Origin of the sequence: Wolbachia endosymbiont (group B) of Chesias legatella (assembly GCF_964026945.1) — a bacterium.
Taxonomy (GTDB): Bacteria; Pseudomonadota; Alphaproteobacteria; order Rickettsiales; family Anaplasmataceae; genus Wolbachia.
On record NZ_OZ034711.1, the window covers coordinates 1,017,150 to 1,037,602 of the forward strand.

A 20,453-nucleotide genomic window follows, 5' to 3' on the forward strand; every position below is an offset into this window, starting at 1 on the left:
ATGATATCTCAAACTATTAACCCTAAACAGTTATATAATTTAATTAATGAATTATATGTACATATTGATAACGAAGATACCTTTATAGCTAATTTTACGTCTTTATGCAATAATGGATATAAAGTTATTGGCAAATACGTAGATAATGATCTTATTGCTATTTTAGCGTATAGATTACTCTATAAGTTTGCGTTTGGAAAATATGTTTATGTCGATGATTTAGTAACTCTACCTGAGTATCGATCAAGAGGCTACGGGCACCAGCTAATTGAATGGCTCAAAGAAGAAAGTAAAAGAATTGGTTACCATCAAATTCACCTCGATGTAAGTATGAGTAATCATTTGGGTTCGAAATTTTATTTAAATAATGGCTTTCAAGCTAAAGCATATCACCTGTCATGTAAAGTTTAATAGTATTAAATTATGGTAAAAACAAATCGCTTGATTAGTAATACTAACTATATTAACTTAGTTATTGCTGACTTTATTTCCAGTTTAGGTGACTGGATGGTAATACCTATTATTGGCTCATTATTCTTTTATGATATTGGTTTATCATCACAAATGCTTGCTATTGTTGAAATTATTATTGCAGCTCCAAGCGTTTTTTTTGGATCAATTATAGGAGTATCTGTAGATAATAAAAATCCAATACCTATTTTGATTTATTCTGATATTTCTCGAGCAGTTTTATCAATTATTTTATATTTTTTAGCTTATCATTACGAAATAGTTTTGTTATTACTCTTTTTGGAGGGAATATGCCGTTGTTTTTTCTTACCTTCTAGGCAAATAGCCTTAAAAGTACTAGTTCTTAATGATCTATTACCAAAAGCATCAGGTTTTTTGCATACTTCAAGTCAACTTGCAAAAATTATTGGTCCAGCATTTGGTGGTTTGTTGATCTTGTATTGCAATATAAAATTTTTGTTTATTATCAATGCCTTAACTTTTCTAGCATCTGCATGCTTTATCAAAGCTATTAGTCTACCTATGAAAATTACAGAAACAAAATTGTCTAACAATAAGATTAGTAAATTGACTTTTATATATAAGAAACTAATAAATGTTGCCAGTACAATTAAAAACAATAAGCTTTTAAGAATTGTTATTATTAATAGTGCATTAAGGTTTGCCATAATATTTATATTCGATCTTTATATAATAGTTTTCAACAAATTTATGAATTTTAGTGCATCAATATATGCAATAGCAATAAGTGCTATAGGAATGGGCAGTGTTGTTGGTGCAGTAGTAGTTACTACTTACATTACGCACTTTAGGTACATACTGTTGATTTCTGCAGGGCAAACTCTTGGTGGATTATTATTATTCCTTTTAGGTTCATTAGCTTTTTATCATATAAATTTGTCTGTGTATTTTTATGTATTAATATGGTTTTTATTTGGAATAACGGGGGCGCTGATTAATGTACCATATGCTAGTCTATTACAGACAGAAGTTGACCAAAGTATAATAGGCTCAGTTTCTGCCTTTAGCGAATCTATTCAAAACTTTTTCATGATTATTTCTCCTTTGGTTGGTGCATTGCTAATCAGTTTTATTACAATTGATATAATGTTTTTATTAGTTGGCTTATTATTAGTGTTACTTGGACTATCATTAATAATGAATAATCAAAGATTGTTGCTAAGTAATTTTTTTTAATGTTAAGTGCAGAACAGATCTTTTATGCTACCCTATAACCGATACAGGGAAAGTTTAGTAAGTCTCAAAACTCTCAATGGTCTTACCTCCCCCTTTGAATTCATAGCCCTTCTCATAATAGTCCAAATTAGGTGAAATACGCATTTGTGGTCTGTCGAGTTAGTGGCACTATGGTTTATTTGGGCTATTGTGAAAAGAGCCATACACACCACTTATCAATAACGCTGTACCAATAAAACCTTCCAGGATTGCTTGTCTTTGCTGCGTTGTTTTTGTTGATGATTTCTCTTCTACAACGCTAACTATGGATTAGCCGACAAAGAAAGAATTGGAAATGGAAGGTTTTTTACGTTGTAAAGAGTATGAAATGAGTGTAGAAAAAATATGAACCAGAAAGTTAAAAGGAGATCGGTGGCGAGTGTGCTCAATTTCTAATCTATTTTTTAGGTGTACTAAATAACACTTGATCTGACACTTTAAAAAAGTAAGTTATAAAATAATAAACAAACAAAAGGAGTGTTAGAAATGAGTACAATACAAACAAAAATACTAAAACCAAAGTTAGGGTTATTGGAGCTAGCAAAACAATTAGGAAATGTATCACAAGCGTGCAAAGTAATGGAGAGATACGTTTTATCGATTCAAGGAATTATATGAAAATGGAGGAGAAGAAGCATTACATGAAATAAGTAAGAAAAAACCTCTATTAGCAAACAGAGTTTCCGAAGATATAGAAAGGGCAGTAATTGCCATAGCTACAGAATTTCCAGCATATGGACAACAAAGAGCTGCAAATGAGCTTAGAAAAAGGGGCATAATAATCTCTGAAGGTGGAGTGAGATCTGTATGGCTGAGAAATGACCTTGAGACCTTCAAAAAAAGACTGAAGGCTCTTGAGGCAAAAGTTATGCAAGATGGAATAATTCTAACAGAGGAGCAACTTGCGGCTTTAGAAAAAGTTAAAGAACAAAGGGAAGCACATGGTGAAATTGAAACAGAACATCCCGGTTATTTAGGTTCTCAAGATACTTATTATGTAGGCAATATCAAGGGTATAGGAAGAATCTATCAGCAAACTTTTATTGATACCTATTCAAGAGTTGCTATGGCAAAGCTTTATACAGACAAAACTGCAATTACTGCAGCAGATCTTCTTAATATACCTTTCTTTGATGGGCAAAACGTACCATTGTTGCGCATTTTGACTGATAGGGGTACGGAATACTGTGGCAAACCAGAAAATCACGCTTATCAGCTATATTTAGGAATTGAAAATATTCTAAAACCAACTCCGCAAACTAATGGCATATGCGAGAGATTCCATAAAACTATGCAAGATGAGTGTTACAATATTATTTTTCGCAAGAAAATCTACAATTCTTTGGAAGATCTGCAGATAGATGTTGATCATTGGTTGCGTTCTTACAATGAGAGCAGGCCTCACTCAGGTAAATACTGCTATGCCTATGCAAACTTTTCTTGATAGCAAACACATTGCTTTTCAGAAAAATATTAGTAGCATTAAACAAGAGACTGATATTAGTTTTAACTACCTCAATTCTTCTGTCAGTTAATTCGTGTCTGTCAGATTAAGTTGTGTCTAGTACAGCAGATTACGATGTTTATGATTCTTACAAAATTAATAAAGAGTACACAGCAGCAGATGAGTTTTATTTTAATGATGATATAATTCTCTATACTATTCCAGGGCTATATTAACCATATACAAAATATAAATAGGTATAATAATTGTTTTGAAAATAAATGTAATATAGTATAATTTATATTATTGTGTGTGATGATATATGGTCCAAATAATAAATTGTCTAATGAACTAAAGTGTGTATTGGGTCTTTTATCTGAAGATGATTTTGGTGCTAAAATATCTGAGCTAGACAAGGTTATTCGTAATTTGAGACATAATGAATCTTCTGATTATGTTCTTGCTGTTCTACCAAGTGATCCGTTCGAATTTTTCCACATGGCAATTTTATTATGCTGTAAAATCAGCCATATTGGCTCGTTTTCTCTATATAAAGTAATTTGCTTAGTTTTGTTGCAACAATTTTACACTTTTGTTGTTCCAAATTTGGGAGAAAAACCCTGGACCATCCTTTCAAGAATATAATTTTAAGGTGAAAAATTTGAAAGAATGTGGAATATTATAGAAAAAGCAGTCACTCTGTATATATATCACATAGTGTGGATAACAAAATATCGATATCCAGTATTAGTTGGAGATATTGGGCAGAAAACTAAAGAAGTTGTACAAGAAGTATGTGAAAGTAGAAATTATCAGAGGTAGAGTTGCGTCAACATGTATACGTTTCTGTACCCCCATACTTAAGTATTAGTAAGTTAGTGCAGTTAATAAAAGGAAAAAGTTCCAGAAAAATCCAGCAAAACTTTCCAGAGCTGAGAAAAAGATACTGGGTTATGGGCATTTGTCAGGACTAGCGGAAACGTAACTGACGAAATGATAAAAAATTATATTGAAAATCACTCTAAAAAAGAAGATAAATTTGGTAAGTCGAAAGTTAGCATTCTATGCTCTCTCTCAATCTTTGGATTTCAATCCATAGTGGTTGAATCCTGAGATTTTTTTACCAGCATCATAGCCCTTCTCTTTGGCAGTATCTGCATTCTTTACACTCTGTGCATCAATTATGCAAAAGCTGGTTTTTTCTTTCCGACCATTATTTTGTCGGACCACGCCAACTATTTTTTTTAACACACGCCCTAGAATGCTTTCTTTAGCTGTATCTGGCTTTTCACTCCATTTTTTGAAATAATCGTAACAATTGTGCCATTTTGGAAATTCTGTTGGTAACATTCTCCACTGGCAACCGCTTTTCAAGACGTACAATACTTCACAAAACACCTCATACAAATCAAGTTTTCTTGGTTTTGTTTTTTTTCTGCAAGACTCTAGATCTTTTACAATAATCTCAAATTTTTTCCGACTTATGTCGCTTGGGTATGATCTTCTCATATTCTTCACTATCTATATTATCCTCTCATTTTATTTCTTTTTTGAGATCATGTACAGGCTCTAAGAGAAATCTTGTCTAAATTTGCTAATCTGCAGACAATCTCTGAGCCATACAAATATGCTTTTACATCGTTGATTCAGAGATAGCAAAGTATTTATTAGTAGTTTGATATAAAAAGTTAAGATATATATAAGCTTGACTTTTCATTACAAAAATACTATCATATAATAGTAGTATGTGGTTAAAGCCCTTATTAAAATATATATTGATATAATTTACAAGTTAGGTGGGTTACAATGAAAGGCGGATATTTCGATGTAGTAAGAATATTTCACGACTTAGATCAATGTGAGAATTTAGATGCAACTAATGTAATAGAAAAAATAAAAAGATGTTTACAAGAGAAAGCAGGAAATCTTTACTCTTCTTGGAAAGAAGGAAACTTTGACATTAATCATAAATTTTTGTTACTGTCAGGGTCTGGACGTAAAGAACAAGAATTTAGTTTGATTGATATAGCTCTCTATAATTGCTATGATGGAAATTTTATCCCCAAACTTCTTCCACGTATGACCCATTTTTACAATATAGCAAAGGCTTTAATAAGAGCAGGGGCAGAAATACACAATGCGCTAGATGATTTACGTTGCTGTATCTTAACTAATCGTACAGACGTGGTAAAATTTTTGATAAAAGAGATATTAATAAAAAATCCTGATGATAGTATACCAGATCTTTTAAGACACAATAATACTATGTTAGAATATTGGAATAAATGCTCAGAGGAAATAAAAAGAATAAAAGAAGAAAAGATTGGTAATGGTATCACATTTTATGATGTTTTAGCAGGCAATAACGATCAATTAGCATGTCATATACGAGTAGCAGGGGCAGCATTGAACGAAGATAAACATAAGAAATTTCCTATATATGCTAATGAAATAGAAAATCAACGTCAAAAATTATGGGAAAGGCTAGAATTAATAGGTGAAGGTTCTAATAATTTATGTAAAGTATTTCCAAGTAGTAGAACAGAATCTGATAAGGAGTTACCTAAAGAACTTTCTAAGAGAGTAGTTGAATTGCTAAGCAATATAGATATAAAGAATTTAAACGAGGCAGTAAGAAGTACATATAGTGAAACTACTCATGTATAAAGTGAAGAGTTGAAAAGTAAGAAACCAAATGATATAAGTAATAGCATCGAGAATAATACAAATCCACAAAGTGAAAAGAAAAATAAACTGTCTGCTGTAACTGTCTCTGTATTGGCAATAGCTGGAGTTACTTTAGGAATAGCCATTGCAGTTTACTTAGAAATGCCAGCAGTGGGAATAGCAGTTGGGGCTTGTTGCTTAGTTATTGCTGCAATCATAAAGCCTTCAAAGTCACTTGAGAATAGCAATGCTGAAGCTGTAGTAAATCAAATAACAGTGCAAAATTATAACTTAAGGGGGTAAGGAGATATAGCAGGAGAGTTGGCTTTGTTACCTATGAAAGGCCGACTATACAAGCAACTTATTGAAAATCTTATTTTTTTACAATCAATTTATCCAATTCAGTGTGAGTGTTAAATTTACTGATCTTTCCATAATTGGGGTTAAAGAGTTGCAGAAAGTTTAATAATCCAAAGATTCTTCTAAAGAAATTATCTTATTTTTTATTGGCAGACAGCTTGTTTAAACCCGTAAAATTTCTCTAGTTGCTCGCTCCACAACATCGGTATTTCTTTTAAATCCATTAACCTCAAACTCCTTGGCTGTCTCCCATTTACTATATCTTCTTTAATCTTTGGTGCTAAATAATTCAGCCTCAAAATTTGCTGTATACGTCTTGTACCTATATTAATTTTGGCACTCAGCTCTTTCACACTTCTATATTTTCCCTCTTCTAGCTGACGTTTCCAGGAATGGGCTCTTACCACTGCTCTAAGTAGCGCATTATTTGTCTTACCTTCTGGCTCGATTACTGTGCATTTCTTTCCCTTCTTCTTTATTGGTATAAATTTTTCCTCTGATTCAGAACATACTTCTATTCCATCTTCTTTTACCATTACTCCCTTTATTAATTTCCTCACTACTTCTTTCTGCTTTCCAAAACTTAAATTTTTCCACTCTTCCGCTTTTTCTCCCCATTTTTCATATAGCTGTTCAGCTCTCTTCATCACTTCTTTTTCTACTTCTCCTGCTACTATTGTTCGATTCACTGATTCACAATTCTTTCCCCTTAAGTGGTTATTACATACGTAGTATCGATATCTCTTATTCTCTTTTTTTGCATATGTCAGTGTCATATTTACATTACAGCTCTTGCACTTAATTATTCCCTTTAGCAGCGCTTCCTTATATTTTGCTTTTCTATATGGCTGATTCTTTATTAATTCTTGTGCTTTTTTCCACTTTTCCTCTTCTATTATTGCTTCATGTTTTCCTTCATACTCTTTCTCATAATGCCGTATTTTTCCCATATATATTGGGTTTGTTATTATTCTTCTCACCGTCGCTTTTTTAAAGATATCTGATTTTATCCGGTACCCTTGACTATTTAACTCTCTTGCCAGTTCTGCCATTGACTTTAGCTCCACATATCTTTCAAATATATAACTTACCACTTTTGCTTCTTTCTCATTTATTATTAATTCTTTATCTTTTACATCATATCCCAGCGGTAAAGTTCCACCCATCCATAAACCTTGTTCTTTTGATGTTGCTATTTTGTTTTTTACTCTCTCTACTATCATCTCTCTTTCTAGTTGTGCTGCACCTGATAATACCGTTTGTACGAACTTTCCCATTGGCGTATTATTATCAAATATCTGCGTTACTGCTATAAAATTTACTCTATGCCTTCTAAAAAATGATGTCACTTCTATACTATCTTTTGTTTCCCTTGATAGCCTATCCAGAGTATACACTACCACACAATCTACTTCTCCTCCTTTAACATCTTCAAATAATTCCTTTATTGCTGGTCTTTCTAAATTCTTTCCTGAATATCCGCCATCATCATACCTTTTGGCCAATGCTACCCAGCCTTCTTTGCTCTTTATGTACTTCTCACATGCTACTCGTTGCGCATCTAAACTGTTAAACTTCTGCTCTAGAACGTCTTCATTTGACTTTCTCGTATATATTCCACATCTTATCCCTTTACACATTTTCCCTTCCCTTTTGATCACGCAAACCAAATAGGAGCGGCCCATTGTAACTCATTCCCATTATTTTTCCGGCTACTGCTGACAATGATGTAAAAAACTCTTCTTTGTAGATTAAACCCTTGTCTGTTACCATTACCGCATGCGTTTCTTCCCCTCTCTCTAATATTAGCTCTGTTCCTGCTACTGGCAATTTGTCACTACTTATTCTTTTTCCCTTCTCTAGTCGATCTGCCAGATACTCTAGTCTTTTTGACCCTTTTCTTGACATTTTTCCATATGCTTCCTCCTGCATTCTATATGATAGTCTTGGTATCAGATATTTCTTTGAATGTTTAGGTGCCTCTTCCCCATATACCTTCTTCCATATTTTTCTCAGCTCATCTAAAGGTTTTCTCTCTAAATTCATTACTTTCTTTTCTATTTCTTTCTCCATATTTTTAGCCCTTCATAAATAGCTTTTCAATTCTGTCTGTTTCTTTCTTCAATACTTCAGCTACCTCTTTACTATTTTTCACATAATCCATCGCTGTCATTCCAAATTTATCTGCTTGCTCTATTTCTGCTCCTGCTTCCACTAACTCTTTTACTATCTCTACTTTCCCCACCATACATGCAAGGTGCAATGGAGTGCATTTATTGCCATACTCTTCAGCATTTACATTTGCTCCTGACTTTATCAACTCTCTCACGGTTTCTAGGCGTTTTTCCGTTACCGCTAGGTGCAGTGCTGTGTATCCTTCTACATCTGCTGCATTCACATTCACTCCTTTTTCGACTAATAACTCCACTGTTTTTACCTCTACTGCATAATGTAGAGCTGTTCTTCCTTTTTCGTCTCTTGCATAAATACTTTTAAATGAGTTCTCTAATAGTGACTCCTCTTTTCCTTTTTTACTCATGACCTACCTCACCTTTTCTTTGAATTTTAAGCCCTCCTTTTCACCACCTCATCTATCATCTCATTTACTTGGCTCATTATCTTGCTTGCTAAATTTTGACATTCTTCCTTTATCAGTGATTTGTCTCTCTTCCTTATTTCTCCTATCTCTATTATTTTTAGCTCCGGCATGTAGCTTACATTCAACATGTCTGCTATTTCTCCCACTAGCCCCTCTATTCCATAGCAGGTCAGTTCTCTACTTTTTGTTATTCCTCCTTTTTCTCTCAAAAATTTACTTGCCTTTTCACTCTCTTTGCTATCACATAGACGATACTTTTCACTTTCCCAGATGTAATACATTGGTGTTGCACCATATTTATTCAGTTGATTAACCTCAGCCCCTGCTTTTACTAGCTCTTTTATTATTTCAACTCCTGCTCCTCCTATTTTGCACGCAGAGTGCAGTGGCGTACATCCAGTGACATATTGAGTGGCATTTACTTCTGCTCCCGACATTAGCAGCACTTTTACATTTTCTAAGCTTTTCGCAAATACTGCACAGTGTAGTGGTGTATAACCATTCTTATCTCTTGCATTAACCTCAGCTCCTTTTTTTATTAATAATCTCACTGTTTTGTAATCGGATGCTTGATGCAAGATCGTCTCTCCTTCTTCATTTTTTTTGTTAATATTTTTAAATCCGTTACTTGATACTTCTTTAAAAAACTTACTAAAAGATTCTTTGCTAAACTTCATACTTACCTCACAAAATTAGCTTTTCTAGCGCCAGACAAATTTCTTATATTTACCTGCTGCTATTCAAGTCATGTCCTTTTTAGCATGAGAAAGCAAGTCTTTTTCTTTTTATTTCATACACTTTTACCTATTATTAATATAATATATGAGGATCTAAATATAAGCGCTTAACTCATTAGAGATATTACTTGACTACTTTTCCAACTTCTGTGCAAATGTCGATGTTCATGCCACTTCAGTACTCCCGGGTAAAATACTAAAATGTGCTTTTCTAATTCGTGTATTGAGTCTTTTTGCTCTGAATCCAAATCATTTTTATAGTAAACGTTGTGTTCTGCTAAAACATATTTTGTGATCTTCTGATCAGTATAATTTTCTACTTTGTAATTATGGATAATGCTGAATCTTTCCAGAATTGGCTTGTGTTTTAAATTCCAAAATTGTTCAGATAGTTTGCTACTCCCTAATAAAAATTTATTTCCTTCTTCTTCTATGCTACCAACCGGAAAGCACGCATTTATTTCTTCTAAGTTCCAACTGTCCGATAATATAACTTGCGCCTTCGCAAACTTAATTTCTGGTAATAAACTCTGTGGTAATGGATATAGTGCTTTTAAATTGTACCACTGATGATTTCTTTCATAGATGCCTTTGTAATCCTTTGTGTGAGGCTCTGTTTCTCCAAGTACTGCTACATCTAATCGATATATGTCATTACTAAATGCTTGCTCATAATGGTTACGTAGATAACTCTCTATAACCTTAATTGATGTACCACTAAACTTAAAAAAATTTACTCTTCCAAACGATAATACTGGTCCATCTTTTTCAACTTTTCTACCTGAATAGTCTGATAATAAGCTGCCAAATACACTCTCATCTAAAATAAACCTGTCAACGTTGTAGTGGTCATTGAAAATCCTCATTAGCCGCGATCTTACAGGCAGTGATAGTTTTGCCAGCTCTACTACTGCATCTACGAAGAAGTCATTTGGAACATCTTTTATTCCAATTTGCAGCTCAAAGAAGTGCTTACCAGGTGGCTCTTCGATAATTGTAATATCTTCTATATTTGCCCACTTTAGTGCTATTTTGAGTGATGCTGGAGTTCCTCTCAGTCTTTGAAATTTTACTCCTTCTATTACGGCTTTTCTTCTATCTTTTACCCAACGCAGTATCTCTTCTAAACCATATTCTTCTATTATCCACGGCAGTATTTCATCTTTGAGACTAAATTTAAATTCCCTGATGCAACTTGGATTAACTTTGTAGTCGATTGCTTCTACTAGCACTTTTTCTTGCTTTGTTGCGTTTGGCGGTAATAAACTTTTCATTTGCTTTTTCTTGCTCTAACTCTTTTGCTTATATGATACATAAGTAAACAAGAGATAGTTCTGACCTTGGTACGGAAATTTCCTCATTAAAAGTGTATCTGTTACTAAATTTGCTTAACGTAAAAACTGCTTGCCGTTACATTAGACATACTACTTCCAGGCTCATTGAGAGATACTCTGTTTTTTTTATTATCTTCTATTCTATGATTTCTACCACCGAGAGATACAATACCTTTGTTGGCAATGCAAATTATCATAGCACCATCAGATTTTGTGAATATCTCTTTCTCCTCGCTTCTAGTATAGTTATGGCTATCATGCAACGCTTTTGCAATACTGTAAATGAGCTTCATATCACCATATGATACTTTTTCAATGCCAGCTCGTGTCAATGCTTTTAGGTCTGAACATATCCTGCTTGCAACTTGGTTAATAATAGCTTTTCTGCCATGCAACCCTCTTTGAATTTCCACAATATCAATCTCAATAATAGCTGTTCTGTCTTCCTTACTAAGCTTGATGTTGGGATGTTCTCTTTGCAGATCGTCAATTTCTTTCTGCTTCAGTTTACTTGAAAAGCACCTGGGTATTGAAAACGCAACAAATCCAGATCCAACTTTCAAGATCTTCATGCCCAACTCTGCACTGCTTCTTAACATTTCTGCGTGTAAACAAACCCTTGGATGGCCATCCACCACTTCTTTTAATGCAACTCTTGCATCTCTTTTAACCTTATCTGATGAATTACACCAATTACATGGATTAAACACATAAACTATTGCATGTAATGGCAAAAGTAGTGCTCTGCCTACAGCCCCGCAAAAGTTTGCATTTGATTGTTGTTCCTGTGCCATTAAAATACCCCCTAATGTTACCTATTTAAGTTTTGTATTCTCCACACATACAATATAATCTGAGGTAATATCGTGTCAATTGATTTACTGCTAATGTAATATATTCAAAAATATTATGAACTTCTTAAAAGTGCTTGCTAGTAAAAGAATACGTTTCAAATCCTATATTTCCTCTAATTTAACATGACTAAGAACTGCACACTCATTACCTAGCACCACAACATCCTCTCTTGGCTCGATTAATTCTACGTTTTCTACACCCTCTACAAATAAATTTGCTATTATCCATGATCTTGTAACATTCCACCCTAATCTTTTTGCTAATTCAAACTTCTCAATAAACTGCTTCCTGATTTCTTCCTCTGATATTAAAGGACTTATGCTCATTCTGCTGTGGATATCTATTTCCGTAATATTGCAACCAATTACTGTTATCGTATCGGTTAAAACCCTTATATCATCTCTAGTAACTTGCTTTTTTACAATTTCAAGTAGCTCTTCTAACGCTATGCCAGTTTGTGTTGATAAAATTGAAATTTGTACTTTCCCTGGTATAGTTGATTCCACTAGTGCATCTTTTACTCTACTATCTGCTGACAGTGCATGATATTTATAATATTCCTTACTTCCTCCTGTTGACCAACCTGCTATTTTTGCTTTTACCCTCTTTCTAAATCTTTCATCATCTTCTCCTTTTTGTCTTTCCACTTCATAAAACTCAGCCAAATTATCAAGATCTTCTCCCGTTGCAAATTTAAGTAAATTACCCTTTACAGCTTCGTTTATCCTTTGTCTGAGTAAAAGTTCTCGCCATGCTGCTACCTCCAGAATCTTTATCGCTGGATCACTTTCAACTAATGCTGTAAAACTTGCGTCACGCTTCACCAACTCTTCCCTCATCCGAGACAGAATTTCTTCGAAGTTCAGTGGCTCAATAATGTTAGGCTGCTCCATCTTTATACCACAACTCCATCAAAGCGAATATTTTTTCCACTTGGTAAGTACAATCCTTCTAGGTCAAGCGTTACTTTTCCTTCTTTCACTTCTGTTATTTTTACTTTTTCTAACTTAAATCTTTTTTCCCATTTTTCCAAAGCTTCTGCAGTTGCTGCGTAAATTTCCAAAGTTAAATCCCTATTTATTGGCTTATCTACTAACTCAAATAATCTTGATCCATAATCTCTTCTCATTATTCTACTCTTAATAGGAGTGGTCAGTATATCAATTATTGATTGCTTTAAGTGTTCTAAACCCTCTAGTTCTTTACCTGTTTCTTTGCTCATTCCCTTCATAACTCATATACTGTCTTACTTCTATTAATTTCTAAGATACAATCTTCCATTTTAGTGTTAGCATGTGATACTTTATATGCAGTATAAGAAGATATCAGTACAATAGATGCACATATAACAGCAACAGCTAATGCAGATAGAACAAAAGTGTATCCTATAGCCGCTATTAACAATGAAGATGCAACACAAACTATAATAATCTTCCTTGCATATGCTTCTTTTCTATCTTTTTCACGTTTTGCAAACTCTTCATATGTTTTGGTTTCTACTTTTTTCAAAGTATCAAATACCTCTATGCTTTTAGCATAAAACCTTGGAATGTGATTATTTTTATCTTTTATTAAAGTACATGCTCCCCTATTTAGCAGAGCTTTTACTACACCTAGATGATCATTGGCAGTAGCAAAATGTAATGGTGTTCCTCCCATATTAGCTTTGCAGTTAATGGATGCTCCCATTTCTAGTAGTAATTTTACTATCCTGATATGTCCATTACTAGCAGCACAATGCAGAGAGGTATATCCACCTGCATCTCTTCTGTTAATCGCTGTACCTTGTTTCAGTACAAGATGCTCTACTATCTTTTGACAACCATTATGGGCAGCTATATTTAATGCCGTGCTATAATAACGAACAACAGTATTCTTTATTTCAAATAAATAGCTTCGATAGAAATTACATTCTTCCCATTTTTTGTAAGTTTCTTCATGCGTAAATAACTTTTGTTTTATTTTTTCAATTACATCATCTTCTTCCAATAATTCCGACTCTATTTTTTTAAATATACTATCGATTTCTTGTTCTGCTATAGCCATCAATACTTAACTAAATATAATTTATTATAGAACATGTTCTATATAAAACAAATTCTTCATCTATTGTGTAAATACACTATTACTTCCGCTCATTACTTTAAATCCACAAGAGACAAGATCACCAACTCTTCCTATACCAAACCCATTAGCAAATACTGTTTTAGATCCTTCTATTAATATTTTTCCTTCACTAAAACTATCTCCTTGCCTGCAAATTTGCTTACCATTTACAAAAACATTGTTACTGCCACTAATGCAAAAATGTGGTGTTGCTTCTGCACAATAATCTCCTACTCGCACAACCGATTTATTCATCAATTAAGGTTTATTTTATCTGCCTTCAATTTTATTCCACTTTTTGTCATTTCTATTCTCGATTCCCCAGCTTTCAGTGTTATTTTATCTACTACTTCAATCTCTAAATGATGCTTCTCTTTATCATATAACAATCTTGTTCCATCTTGAAATTTTACACTATTTATTTCTTTTTTATTTTCTAGTGCAGCGTACTTTTGTTGATATATTCCAGAAAGTACTACTCCTAAAGATAATTCTCCCAGCGGGGAAAGTATAACTACTTGCTCATCAATATCTGGCGGAGACCAATTTCTATCTTTTCCTGCTTTGCTTGTTATCCATGGCAACCAATCTGTTAAAAATTCTCCTATTTTAACTCTTACTTTTGCTTTTTCATAATCTATTTCTTTTACAATTCCTATACGAATAACGTTTGCTAGCTTCCTATTCAGCTCTGAAATTGCAAAACTATGGTCTAACATGCACTTCACCTATCTCAATAACATGTGGCATTATGCCAGTTGACCATACTGATTTACCCGAGTGTACCTCATGAACCCATTCAACTAGCCACACAAGATAAGCATCTAGCTCTGGCCTAAATCCGTCAACTTCCGCAGAGATAAATTCAGCAGGTGAAACATTTTCCACATTCCAAGTATTTTTATTTACTACTCTTGCTACTTCTGCTGCTAATGACCTTACAACTAACGAGGAATACTCGACTGTTCCATCAACTACAATCCTTGCCTCAAATCTTACTTTTAGTGCTAACTCTTCTGTTCCAGGATCATGTCCCTTTTCAAATCCGCTAAGCTCCACAAAAACCTCTGGTGCTACTAATTCTTTTCTTATTACTGGATATACTTCGCATGTTTGTATCGCAGAAATTTCTTTCTTCAGCGTGGTACAAATTTTATCATGTAAATCTTTCAAATTCATCCTTTATAGCTCAATTCACGTTCAAAAAATTTTGTAAAGACTTTCTCAACTTCATAATTAACAAGGTCTTTTATTATTCTTGAGCCTTCAGGTTCCAGTGGTAGCTTTACTTCTTGTATTGGCAGGGCTGTTCTTCCTTCACGCTTAAAAATACCGCTATTTCCTTTTGGCATAACTGCTGCAAATCCTCCTATAAACTCATGCTTTCCTACTTTCGATCCTCTTCTTGTTTTTTGTATTTTGCCAATTGCCGATGCTCTAATGTCATAGAGATTTGCTCTAATTAACACTGCTAGTTTTCGCCTTAAAAATTCTTAATCTCTTTCTTATCAAACTTAATTTTATCTGCTTTTCCTCACTGATTTCCTTAGCTGCTTGCGCTTTTAACCATAGTGCCGTTTTGTTTAATGCCTTTACCGTTGCTAATTCTACTTTTCTTCTTTTAGCATTTACATTTTCTATTACCTCAACTTCTATATGAACAGACATTTTACACCCCAGACGCTTTTATTTTCCACGTTATTCCAGACTTGTCTCTAAGTGGCGGTGAGTGTACTTTATATCTTCGATCACCTATAACAAAAACATCTCCCACTATTGGCTTTAACAGTAGTAGGGTCGAGAACTGGCGCGCCTCTTTAGGGTTTGGTGGCTGATCCATTATTTTCATGTTGGGCCTCAATCCAAAATTCCCATATTCACGTTTCCAGCTCCCGCCTCATCAAACGCAGCATGCAGTTTTCCCGCACTACGCTTTCCTAGTAGATTCTTTACCAAAATTTATAACATATTGTGCTGGTGATGCTTTCGGAATGTAATATCTTATTCTGTAGTCCGAATATAGACCCAGGGTTTTATATATCCATTCTCTACTCCACCTCTTCCAGCCAAATCCTTTTCTTGCTTTTCTGGCTTTCATTAAATTGCGTCTTATTTTCTTCTCTACCCAATGCTTCACGTAGTGAAAGCTTCGACTTGAGTTTCCAATCCTAAAATAGTTTATCCACCCTCTCAATATCGGATTAATGATATGAATCACTCTCTCTATTGGTTGCGATTTATGCCAACGAAATACTTCCTTCAACTTGTGAAGTAGGTTTGTTCGTGCTTTCATCTGTGGTGTTGTTTCTACCGTCCATTTTCCTTGTTTTGTAATTTTCTCTCGAAAATTGAATCCTAGAAAGCTGAACTTTTCCCCTTCTTTTAGGTTAACAACTTTTGTCTTTTCTTCATTTACTTCTACTTCTATTTTTGCTAATTCCTCTTGTAACCTTTTGTATACTGACTTTTCCAGCCATTCCCATTTTGGGTGTCTATCTATCAGTATTACTAAATCGTCTGCCCATCTTGCGTATTCTATATGTTGATATTTTCCTTCTTTGGTCACCTCTTTTGCTTTCTCTAGCATTTTATCTACCTCATTGAGGTATATATTGCTCAATAACGGCGAAATCGTTGATCCTTGCGCTATTCCTCGTTTTCCTCCCATCTTGAGGATTAGCTTGATCAAGTGCATGATTTCTTTATCATTTATTCTCTTGGCAATCTTTTCCATAAGAATATGATGTCGCACATTATCAAAGTAGGATTTCAGATCTATGTCAATAGCTTTTGTATTGTCTTTGATTGCTGCTTTCTCTACCCTTTTTATTGCTTCATGCGCTTTTCTCTTAGGTCTATATCCATATGATCCGTCCTGAAAGTCAGATTCGAATATTGGTTCAATTATTAGCTTTAGTGCACTTTGCACTATTCTATCACGGATGCAGGGTATGTTCAATGCTCTGAGTTTTCCCCCAGCTTTTGGTATTTCCTTTCTCCGGTTCCTATTTGGGCTATAGGTCTTGGTTATTAGTTCATATCTTATTTGTTGGAGATACTTTTCTAAGCCTTCTGCTTCTATCAATTCGAATGTCACTCTGTCAATTCCTGGTGCCCCATTACTCCTCTTTGTTAGCTTGTAGGCTTCTTTCAGTGTTTCCATTTTGCAAACATGAACATAGATTCCCCAGAATCGCCATTCCGGTTCTGCCTTCGCTTTGGTATATATCTTTCTTCTCAGGTCTTGTAATTTTATTGGCATTTTTATCATTTTACCTTTACCTCCCTTTTGTTAAAAGATTTCTACTAGTAGGGTACCTTTGCTCCATGAGCATTACCTCACTTCTTCGCTACTACGCACCCATCCGCCACCCTTTCATCTTCGGTTCATTTCCTGTTTCCAGTTATAGAACCTACCTCTCCAAGATATTTCTCCTTGGGATGAGGAGGGCTTCTCCAGTTGTTTTGTATGTCCTTGTTATCGTGCCATCACTATCACCCCGCTGAAGTAGAACAGTTGTATCAGTCGTTTTTCAACCTTCTGTACTGCCTTCACCATTTGACGGCTGGTTCGGCCTTCAGTACTGTGTTTTCGAGGCCACCTATGTGTTCACTTCCGTTATGGCCCGATAACTCGCCTTTATCCTTACGATAACGTTGTCGGTAGGCTTCAGTATCTTGGTTTCCCTCCATACTGCTACCCAAGCTACAGGACTCCGACTCTTATCCTGGTAGGTTTGACTCCTACTGAACATACTTACCTTCTCTGGACGCACCATCAAACGCACTTACTTCTAACGCTAAAGTTTCTTCCACAAATTGTCCTTCACCAATCTCGTATAATTTATCTGGCTCTTGCTTTAATACTTGTACCATGTACGCCTTATTTTTCGACTCATACAAAGCTACTTCTCCTAAATGGGCAAAACAATCTTCTAATAATCGCTTAATATTCTCTTGCATATTTCTTTTTGATATACTAACCTTTACATGCTAAGAAAGCGCATACCGGTAGAGTCGTTCTGTCCCCACTGCCATTAAGTTAAGGAAAAGTGATGAACTGTATTATAAAATCAGGTAAGATTCACAAATTAAAAGAAGTAATGACATGAGTAAAAAAAAGAATAATCATGTTTATAAAAAATAAATTGATGAGTTTAAACTTTATAAACGCACACAGAGCATCCTCAAAAGACTTCTCACGAAAAAGAAAGCTGCCCTTCGTTAATGTATTTCTCCTGATTTTTAGAAAGAGTGTAAAGTCATTACAAGTGATGCTTAATGAGTTTGTTCTGCATACAAGAAAAGATTATACAATTACGGCAAGTGCATTTACTCAAGCAAGAAAGAAGCTAAAACATACTGCGTTTTCAGAGTTAAATGATGATATAGTTTCCCTATACTACCAAGATCAGGAATTTAAAACCCACCATGGCTTCAGAGTACTTGCATTTGATGCTTCAATACTGATTCTGCCAAAGAGCGACAAAATAATAGGTGAGTTTAGCTCAAGAGCAGTATGGAATGGAATCCAGAGATTTGAAGACTATACAAGTGCAACCTTTGAAGTTTGCTACGATGTGCTAAATAATATTGCAATAAAATCTGTGCTAAGTAGAGGTGACAGCTATGAGGTTGATTTAGCAATCGGTATGCTTGAATCCATAAAATCAGACGATTTGTTAATCTGTGATAGAGGATACGTATCTTATCGATTTCTTGCTGAGCTTACAGGAAGGAAAATCAATTATATAATTCGCTGTTCAAGTTCGTCTTTCAATGAAATAAACGCTATGTTTAAGCCGGAAAGCCCATCTAGTACGGTGGTAGTGTCTACCGCACCTATTAAAGTAGCAAGACAGCTACGAAAGCTAGGATTACCTGATGAGATGAAATTCAGGTTAGTCAAAATAATACTTTCTTCTGGCGAAGTTGAAGTGTTAGTAACATCTCTGTTAGATGAGAAACGTTTTACAGTTGAAGAGTTTGAGAGATTATATTACTTGCGCTGGGGAGTAGAAACATTTTTTTCTAGGCTGAAGGGAAGATTAAATTTAGAGAATTTCACAGGAAAAAGTATTGAAACTATCAAGCAGGATTTTTGGTCAACTATCTTCATCAGTAATCTAGAAAGTATCATGATAGAAGATGATGAAGAGACATTGAGCTCACAGAATAGTAAACTAAAAAAAAGCATCAATAAATCTGTCTCATTTAATGCGATTAAAAACTTAGCCTTTGATATTTTTTCTACAGAGTCAGACATAGACTGCATTATGTATCGACTATCACAGTTATTTTTGATGAACACTTTAGTGGTGAGAAAAGGGAGAAGAGTTGATCGTCATAAGATATCTGATATTCGTTCACTCAACTACCAGAAAAGAGCTAGAAAACATGTGTTTTAAATTCAAGATATCTTTTCAGTATCATTGCATTAGTACATTCTTTGCAAAATAACCTGCAATTATTACTTTTTTAAATAACTTGCACTTTTCAGACTCCCTTTTCTTAAAAATTCACCCTAGTATTTACCATAATTATCAATCACTTCAAATTTTTTGTCCAATCTTAACTTCTCTTTCCCTTAACTTAATGGCAGTGCCGCTGGTACCCCTTATCTAGGTGTGTAAAAGTGAAATCTAGTTTCGCTATATAACACAGTCTCATACAAGTAGCTTCTCGATAATATTCTCACCTTCTTTTATCGAAGTCTGTAACTTATCATATGATCCTTGTTGTGTTTCGTTTAACTCTTCATAGCTTGGCATATCAAACTCTCCTATTAAAAATTACTTTAATTATGATATATTTAAATAATAAAACCAAGAATTTAACTAAGTATCACAAACACTTAAACAAGAAAGAAGAGAAGCTCAAGTATTCATCTACTTTGCTTTCTTTTCAATGTATCTACATATCAGAATAGACAGCTCATATAATACTAGCATTGGAATTGCAAGCCCTACTTGGCTTAGTACATCAGGTGGAGTTAAGATTGCAGCAATAATGAAAATTACCACTATCGCAATTCTGCGTTTATTTGACAAACTTTGTGCAGTGATTAGCCCTACTCTCACCATTAAGGTTAGTATGACTGGAATTTGAAATGCAGTACCAAACGCAAACATGAATTGAAGAACAAGGTCTAAATATTCACTAACTGATGGCATAAACTCTATTGGTATACCGAAAGATTTACCGCTATGTTCAAAAGCAATAAAAAATTTCCAGGCTAGGGGAAATATGTAGTAGTAAACTACAGCGGCTCCCGTTACAAACAAAACCGGTGTTGCAATTAAGTATGGCAATAACACTGCCCTTTCTCTTTTATATAAGCCAGGTGCTAGAAACATATAGAATTGCCATGCAAACACAGGAAAAGAAAACAACAGTGCACTCATTATTGCAACCCTGAGATATACAAAAAACGCTTCTGTTAAGTCTGTATAGATTAGAGAAAAATCATTGCTATCTTTTGTAACTTCTATTAAAGGTGCAAGTAAAAAGCGGTATATATTTTCTTTAAAGTAGTAACAAAACCCGAAGGTAACACAAAAAAATAGAAAGCAAAAAATAACCCTTTTTCTAAGTTCCGCAAAGTGCTCATAAAATGAAGCATATTTTTGTGAGTTTTCGTTCAT

22 protein-coding genes and 6 pseudogenes are annotated in these 20,453 nt (G+C 34.3%); 9 read left to right on the forward strand and 19 right to left on the reverse strand.

Annotated features, from left to right (window positions below):
* Positions 1-411, forward strand: coding sequence for a GNAT family N-acetyltransferase (locus AAGD65_RS04635; protein WP_007301907.1), 411 nt, complete (start codon positions 1-3; stop codon positions 409-411).
* A gap of 12 nt (positions 412-423) precedes the next feature.
* Positions 424-1,668: an MFS transporter gene (locus AAGD65_RS04640; protein ID WP_341810898.1), complete on the forward strand. Its 1,245-nt coding sequence runs from the start codon at positions 424-426 to the stop codon at positions 1,666-1,668.
* A gap of 309 nt (positions 1,669-1,977) precedes the next feature.
* Here the strand turns inward: AAGD65_RS04640 and AAGD65_RS04645 are convergent.
* Positions 1,978-2,115: pseudogene (locus AAGD65_RS04645) on the reverse strand (IS982 family transposase); the annotation flags it as partial.
* 78 nt (positions 2,116-2,193) lie between these two features.
* Between AAGD65_RS04645 and AAGD65_RS04650 the strand changes: the two are divergent.
* The 4 genes and pseudogenes from AAGD65_RS04650 (at position 2,194) to tnpA (ending at position 4,264) form a co-directional block, all read left to right on the forward strand.
* Positions 2,194-3,242: pseudogene (locus AAGD65_RS04650) on the forward strand (IS481 family transposase).
* Between the two features lie 22 nt (positions 3,243-3,264).
* The gene (locus tag AAGD65_RS04655) at positions 3,265-3,387 is read left to right on the forward strand and encodes a hypothetical protein (protein WP_264683275.1); all 123 of its coding nucleotides are present in this window, start codon (positions 3,265-3,267) and stop codon (positions 3,385-3,387) included.
* 79 nt (positions 3,388-3,466) lie between these two features.
* Positions 3,467-3,796: a hypothetical protein gene (locus AAGD65_RS04660; protein WP_341810899.1), complete on the forward strand. Its 330-nt coding sequence runs from the start codon at positions 3,467-3,469 to the stop codon at positions 3,794-3,796.
* A gap of 26 nt (positions 3,797-3,822) precedes the next feature.
* Positions 3,823-4,264, forward strand: a pseudogene (gene tnpA / locus AAGD65_RS04665) (IS200/IS605 family transposase).
* Here tnpA and AAGD65_RS04670 read toward each other — a convergent pair.
* Positions 4,247-4,660 (reverse strand): annotated as a pseudogene (locus tag AAGD65_RS04670) (transposase); the annotation flags it as partial. The pseudogenes tnpA and AAGD65_RS04670 overlap by 18 nt on opposite strands.
* A gap of 297 nt (positions 4,661-4,957) precedes the next feature.
* Between AAGD65_RS04670 and AAGD65_RS04675 the strand changes: the two are divergent.
* The gene (locus AAGD65_RS04675) at positions 4,958-5,818 is read left to right on the forward strand and encodes a PRANC domain-containing protein (RefSeq protein WP_264683274.1); all 861 of its coding nucleotides are present in this window, start codon (positions 4,958-4,960) and stop codon (positions 5,816-5,818) included.
* Between the two features lie 9 nt (positions 5,819-5,827).
* Positions 5,828-6,121, forward strand: a complete 294-nt coding sequence (locus AAGD65_RS04680) for a hypothetical protein (protein ID WP_264683273.1) — start codon at positions 5,828-5,830, stop codon at positions 6,119-6,121.
* 200 nt (positions 6,122-6,321) lie between these two features.
* On the opposite strand, the gene AAGD65_RS04685 is transcribed toward AAGD65_RS04680, so the two are convergent.
* The 16 genes and pseudogenes from AAGD65_RS04685 to AAGD65_RS04760 all read right to left on the reverse strand — a co-directional run.
* Complete coding sequence (locus AAGD65_RS04685) at positions 6,322-7,818, reverse strand: recombinase family protein (RefSeq protein WP_341810900.1); 1,497 nt, start codon at positions 7,816-7,818, stop codon at positions 6,322-6,324.
* The gene (locus tag AAGD65_RS04690) at positions 7,811-8,251 is read right to left on the reverse strand and encodes a DUF2924 domain-containing protein (RefSeq protein ID WP_264683225.1); all 441 of its coding nucleotides are present in this window, start codon (positions 8,249-8,251) and stop codon (positions 7,811-7,813) included. The genes AAGD65_RS04685 and AAGD65_RS04690 overlap by 8 nt, the downstream gene beginning before the upstream one ends.
* A gap of 4 nt (positions 8,252-8,255) precedes the next feature.
* A complete protein-coding gene (locus AAGD65_RS04695) occupies positions 8,256-8,717 on the reverse strand; it encodes an ankyrin repeat domain-containing protein (protein WP_264683226.1) in 462 nt (153 codons plus the stop codon).
* A 26-nt stretch (positions 8,718-8,743) separates the two neighbouring features.
* On the reverse strand, positions 8,744-9,454 hold the full coding sequence (locus tag AAGD65_RS04700) for an ankyrin repeat domain-containing protein (protein WP_264683271.1): 711 nt from the start codon (positions 9,452-9,454) through the stop codon (positions 8,744-8,746).
* A 167-nt stretch (positions 9,455-9,621) separates the two neighbouring features.
* Positions 9,622-10,788, reverse strand: a complete 1,167-nt coding sequence (locus AAGD65_RS04705; protein WP_264683227.1) for a phage tail protein — start codon at positions 10,786-10,788, stop codon at positions 9,622-9,624.
* 104 nt (positions 10,789-10,892) lie between these two features.
* Complete coding sequence (locus tag AAGD65_RS04710) at positions 10,893-11,642, reverse strand: hypothetical protein (protein ID WP_264683228.1); 750 nt, start codon at positions 11,640-11,642, stop codon at positions 10,893-10,895.
* Between the two features lie 162 nt (positions 11,643-11,804).
* Entirely contained in the window at positions 11,805-12,596 is a 792-nt protein-coding gene (locus AAGD65_RS04715) for a baseplate J/gp47 family protein (protein WP_264683229.1), read from the reverse strand.
* 2 nt (positions 12,597-12,598) lie between these two features.
* The gene (locus AAGD65_RS04720; protein ID WP_019078516.1) at positions 12,599-12,934 is read right to left on the reverse strand and encodes a GPW/gp25 family protein; all 336 of its coding nucleotides are present in this window, start codon (positions 12,932-12,934) and stop codon (positions 12,599-12,601) included.
* Positions 12,931-13,749, reverse strand: a complete 819-nt coding sequence (locus tag AAGD65_RS04725; RefSeq protein WP_341810901.1) for an ankyrin repeat domain-containing protein — start codon at positions 13,747-13,749, stop codon at positions 12,931-12,933. The genes AAGD65_RS04720 and AAGD65_RS04725 overlap by 4 nt, the downstream gene beginning before the upstream one ends.
* 60 nt (positions 13,750-13,809) lie before the next feature.
* Positions 13,810-14,064 carry a PAAR domain-containing protein gene (locus AAGD65_RS04730; RefSeq protein WP_264683269.1) on the reverse strand — a complete coding sequence of 85 codons (255 nt, stop codon included), beginning with the start codon at positions 14,062-14,064 and terminating at the stop codon, positions 13,810-13,812.
* Positions 14,064-14,528, reverse strand: coding sequence for a phage baseplate assembly protein V (locus tag AAGD65_RS04735; RefSeq protein ID WP_264683268.1), 465 nt, complete (start codon positions 14,526-14,528; stop codon positions 14,064-14,066). Before AAGD65_RS04735 ends, AAGD65_RS04730 begins: the two co-directional genes overlap by 1 nt.
* Entirely contained in the window at positions 14,515-14,988 is a 474-nt protein-coding gene (locus tag AAGD65_RS04740; RefSeq protein ID WP_264683267.1) for a hypothetical protein, read from the reverse strand. The genes AAGD65_RS04735 and AAGD65_RS04740 overlap by 14 nt, the downstream gene beginning before the upstream one ends.
* Positions 14,985-15,477: pseudogene (locus AAGD65_RS04745) on the reverse strand (phage tail protein). Before AAGD65_RS04745 ends, AAGD65_RS04740 begins: the two are co-directional and overlap by 4 nt.
* Before the next feature lies 1 nt (position 15,478).
* Positions 15,479-15,658, reverse strand: a complete 180-nt coding sequence (locus tag AAGD65_RS04750; protein ID WP_264683463.1) for a hypothetical protein — start codon at positions 15,656-15,658, stop codon at positions 15,479-15,481.
* A 78-nt stretch (positions 15,659-15,736) separates the two neighbouring features.
* On the reverse strand, positions 15,737-17,080 hold the full coding sequence (gene ltrA / locus AAGD65_RS04755) for a group II intron reverse transcriptase/maturase (protein WP_264374788.1): 1,344 nt from the start codon (positions 17,078-17,080) through the stop codon (positions 15,737-15,739).
* A 506-nt stretch (positions 17,081-17,586) separates the two neighbouring features.
* Positions 17,587-17,772: pseudogene (locus AAGD65_RS04760) on the reverse strand (hypothetical protein); the annotation flags it as partial.
* Between the two features lie 167 nt (positions 17,773-17,939).
* Between AAGD65_RS04760 and AAGD65_RS04765 the strand changes: the two are divergent.
* Positions 17,940-19,217: an IS4 family transposase gene (locus tag AAGD65_RS04765; protein ID WP_264683173.1), complete on the forward strand. Its 1,278-nt coding sequence runs from the start codon at positions 17,940-17,942 to the stop codon at positions 19,215-19,217.
* Between the two features lie 480 nt (positions 19,218-19,697).
* Here the strand turns inward: AAGD65_RS04765 and tatC are convergent, their stop codons facing one another.
* The gene (gene tatC / locus AAGD65_RS04770; protein ID WP_264683340.1) at positions 19,698-20,453 is read right to left on the reverse strand and encodes a twin-arginine translocase subunit TatC; all 756 of its coding nucleotides are present in this window, start codon (positions 20,451-20,453) and stop codon (positions 19,698-19,700) included.

Coding starts and splice junctions, on each gene's coding strand:
- AAGD65_RS04635 (WP_007301907.1), top strand. CDS start 1: ATGATATCTCAAACTATTAACCCTAAACAGTTATATAATTTAATTAAT.
- AAGD65_RS04640 (WP_341810898.1), top strand. CDS start 424: ATGGTAAAAACAAATCGCTTGATTAGTAATACTAACTATATTAACTTA.
- AAGD65_RS04660 (WP_341810899.1), top strand. CDS start 3,467: ATGATATATGGTCCAAATAATAAATTGTCTAATGAACTAAAGTGTGTA.
- AAGD65_RS04675 (WP_264683274.1), top strand. CDS start 4,958: ATGAAAGGCGGATATTTCGATGTAGTAAGAATATTTCACGACTTAGAT.
- AAGD65_RS04685 (WP_341810900.1), bottom strand. CDS start 7,818: ATGTGTAAAGGGATAAGATGTGGAATATATACGAGAAAGTCAAATGAA.
- AAGD65_RS04690 (WP_264683225.1), bottom strand. CDS start 8,251: ATGGAGAAAGAAATAGAAAAGAAAGTAATGAATTTAGAGAGAAAACCT.
- AAGD65_RS04695 (WP_264683226.1), bottom strand. CDS start 8,717: ATGAGTAAAAAAGGAAAAGAGGAGTCACTATTAGAGAACTCATTTAAA.
- AAGD65_RS04700 (WP_264683271.1), bottom strand. CDS start 9,454: ATGAAGTTTAGCAAAGAATCTTTTAGTAAGTTTTTTAAAGAAGTATCA.
- AAGD65_RS04705 (WP_264683227.1), bottom strand. CDS start 10,788: ATGAAAAGTTTATTACCGCCAAACGCAACAAAGCAAGAAAAAGTGCTA.
- AAGD65_RS04710 (WP_264683228.1), bottom strand. CDS start 11,642: ATGGCACAGGAACAACAATCAAATGCAAACTTTTGCGGGGCTGTAGGC.
- AAGD65_RS04715 (WP_264683229.1), bottom strand. CDS start 12,596: ATGGAGCAGCCTAACATTATTGAGCCACTGAACTTCGAAGAAATTCTG.
- AAGD65_RS04720 (WP_019078516.1), bottom strand. CDS start 12,934: ATGAAGGGAATGAGCAAAGAAACAGGTAAAGAACTAGAGGGTTTAGAA.
- AAGD65_RS04725 (WP_341810901.1), bottom strand. CDS start 13,749: ATGGCTATAGCAGAACAAGAAATCGATAGTATATTTAAAAAAATAGAG.
- AAGD65_RS04730 (WP_264683269.1), bottom strand. CDS start 14,064: ATGAATAAATCGGTTGTGCGAGTAGGAGATTATTGTGCAGAAGCAACA.
- AAGD65_RS04735 (WP_264683268.1), bottom strand. CDS start 14,528: ATGTTAGACCATAGTTTTGCAATTTCAGAGCTGAATAGGAAGCTAGCA.
- AAGD65_RS04740 (WP_264683267.1), bottom strand. CDS start 14,988: ATGAATTTGAAAGATTTACATGATAAAATTTGTACCACGCTGAAGAAA.
- AAGD65_RS04750 (WP_264683463.1), bottom strand. CDS start 15,658: ATGAAAATAATGGATCAGCCACCAAACCCTAAAGAGGCGCGCCAGTTC.
- ltrA (WP_264374788.1), bottom strand. CDS start 17,080: ATGATAAAAATGCCAATAAAATTACAAGACCTGAGAAGAAAGATATAT.
- AAGD65_RS04765 (WP_264683173.1), top strand. CDS start 17,940: ATGTTTATAAAAAATAAATTGATGAGTTTAAACTTTATAAACGCACAC.
- tatC (WP_264683340.1), bottom strand. CDS start 20,453: ATGAACGAAAACTCACAAAAATATGCTTCATTTTATGAGCACTTTGCG.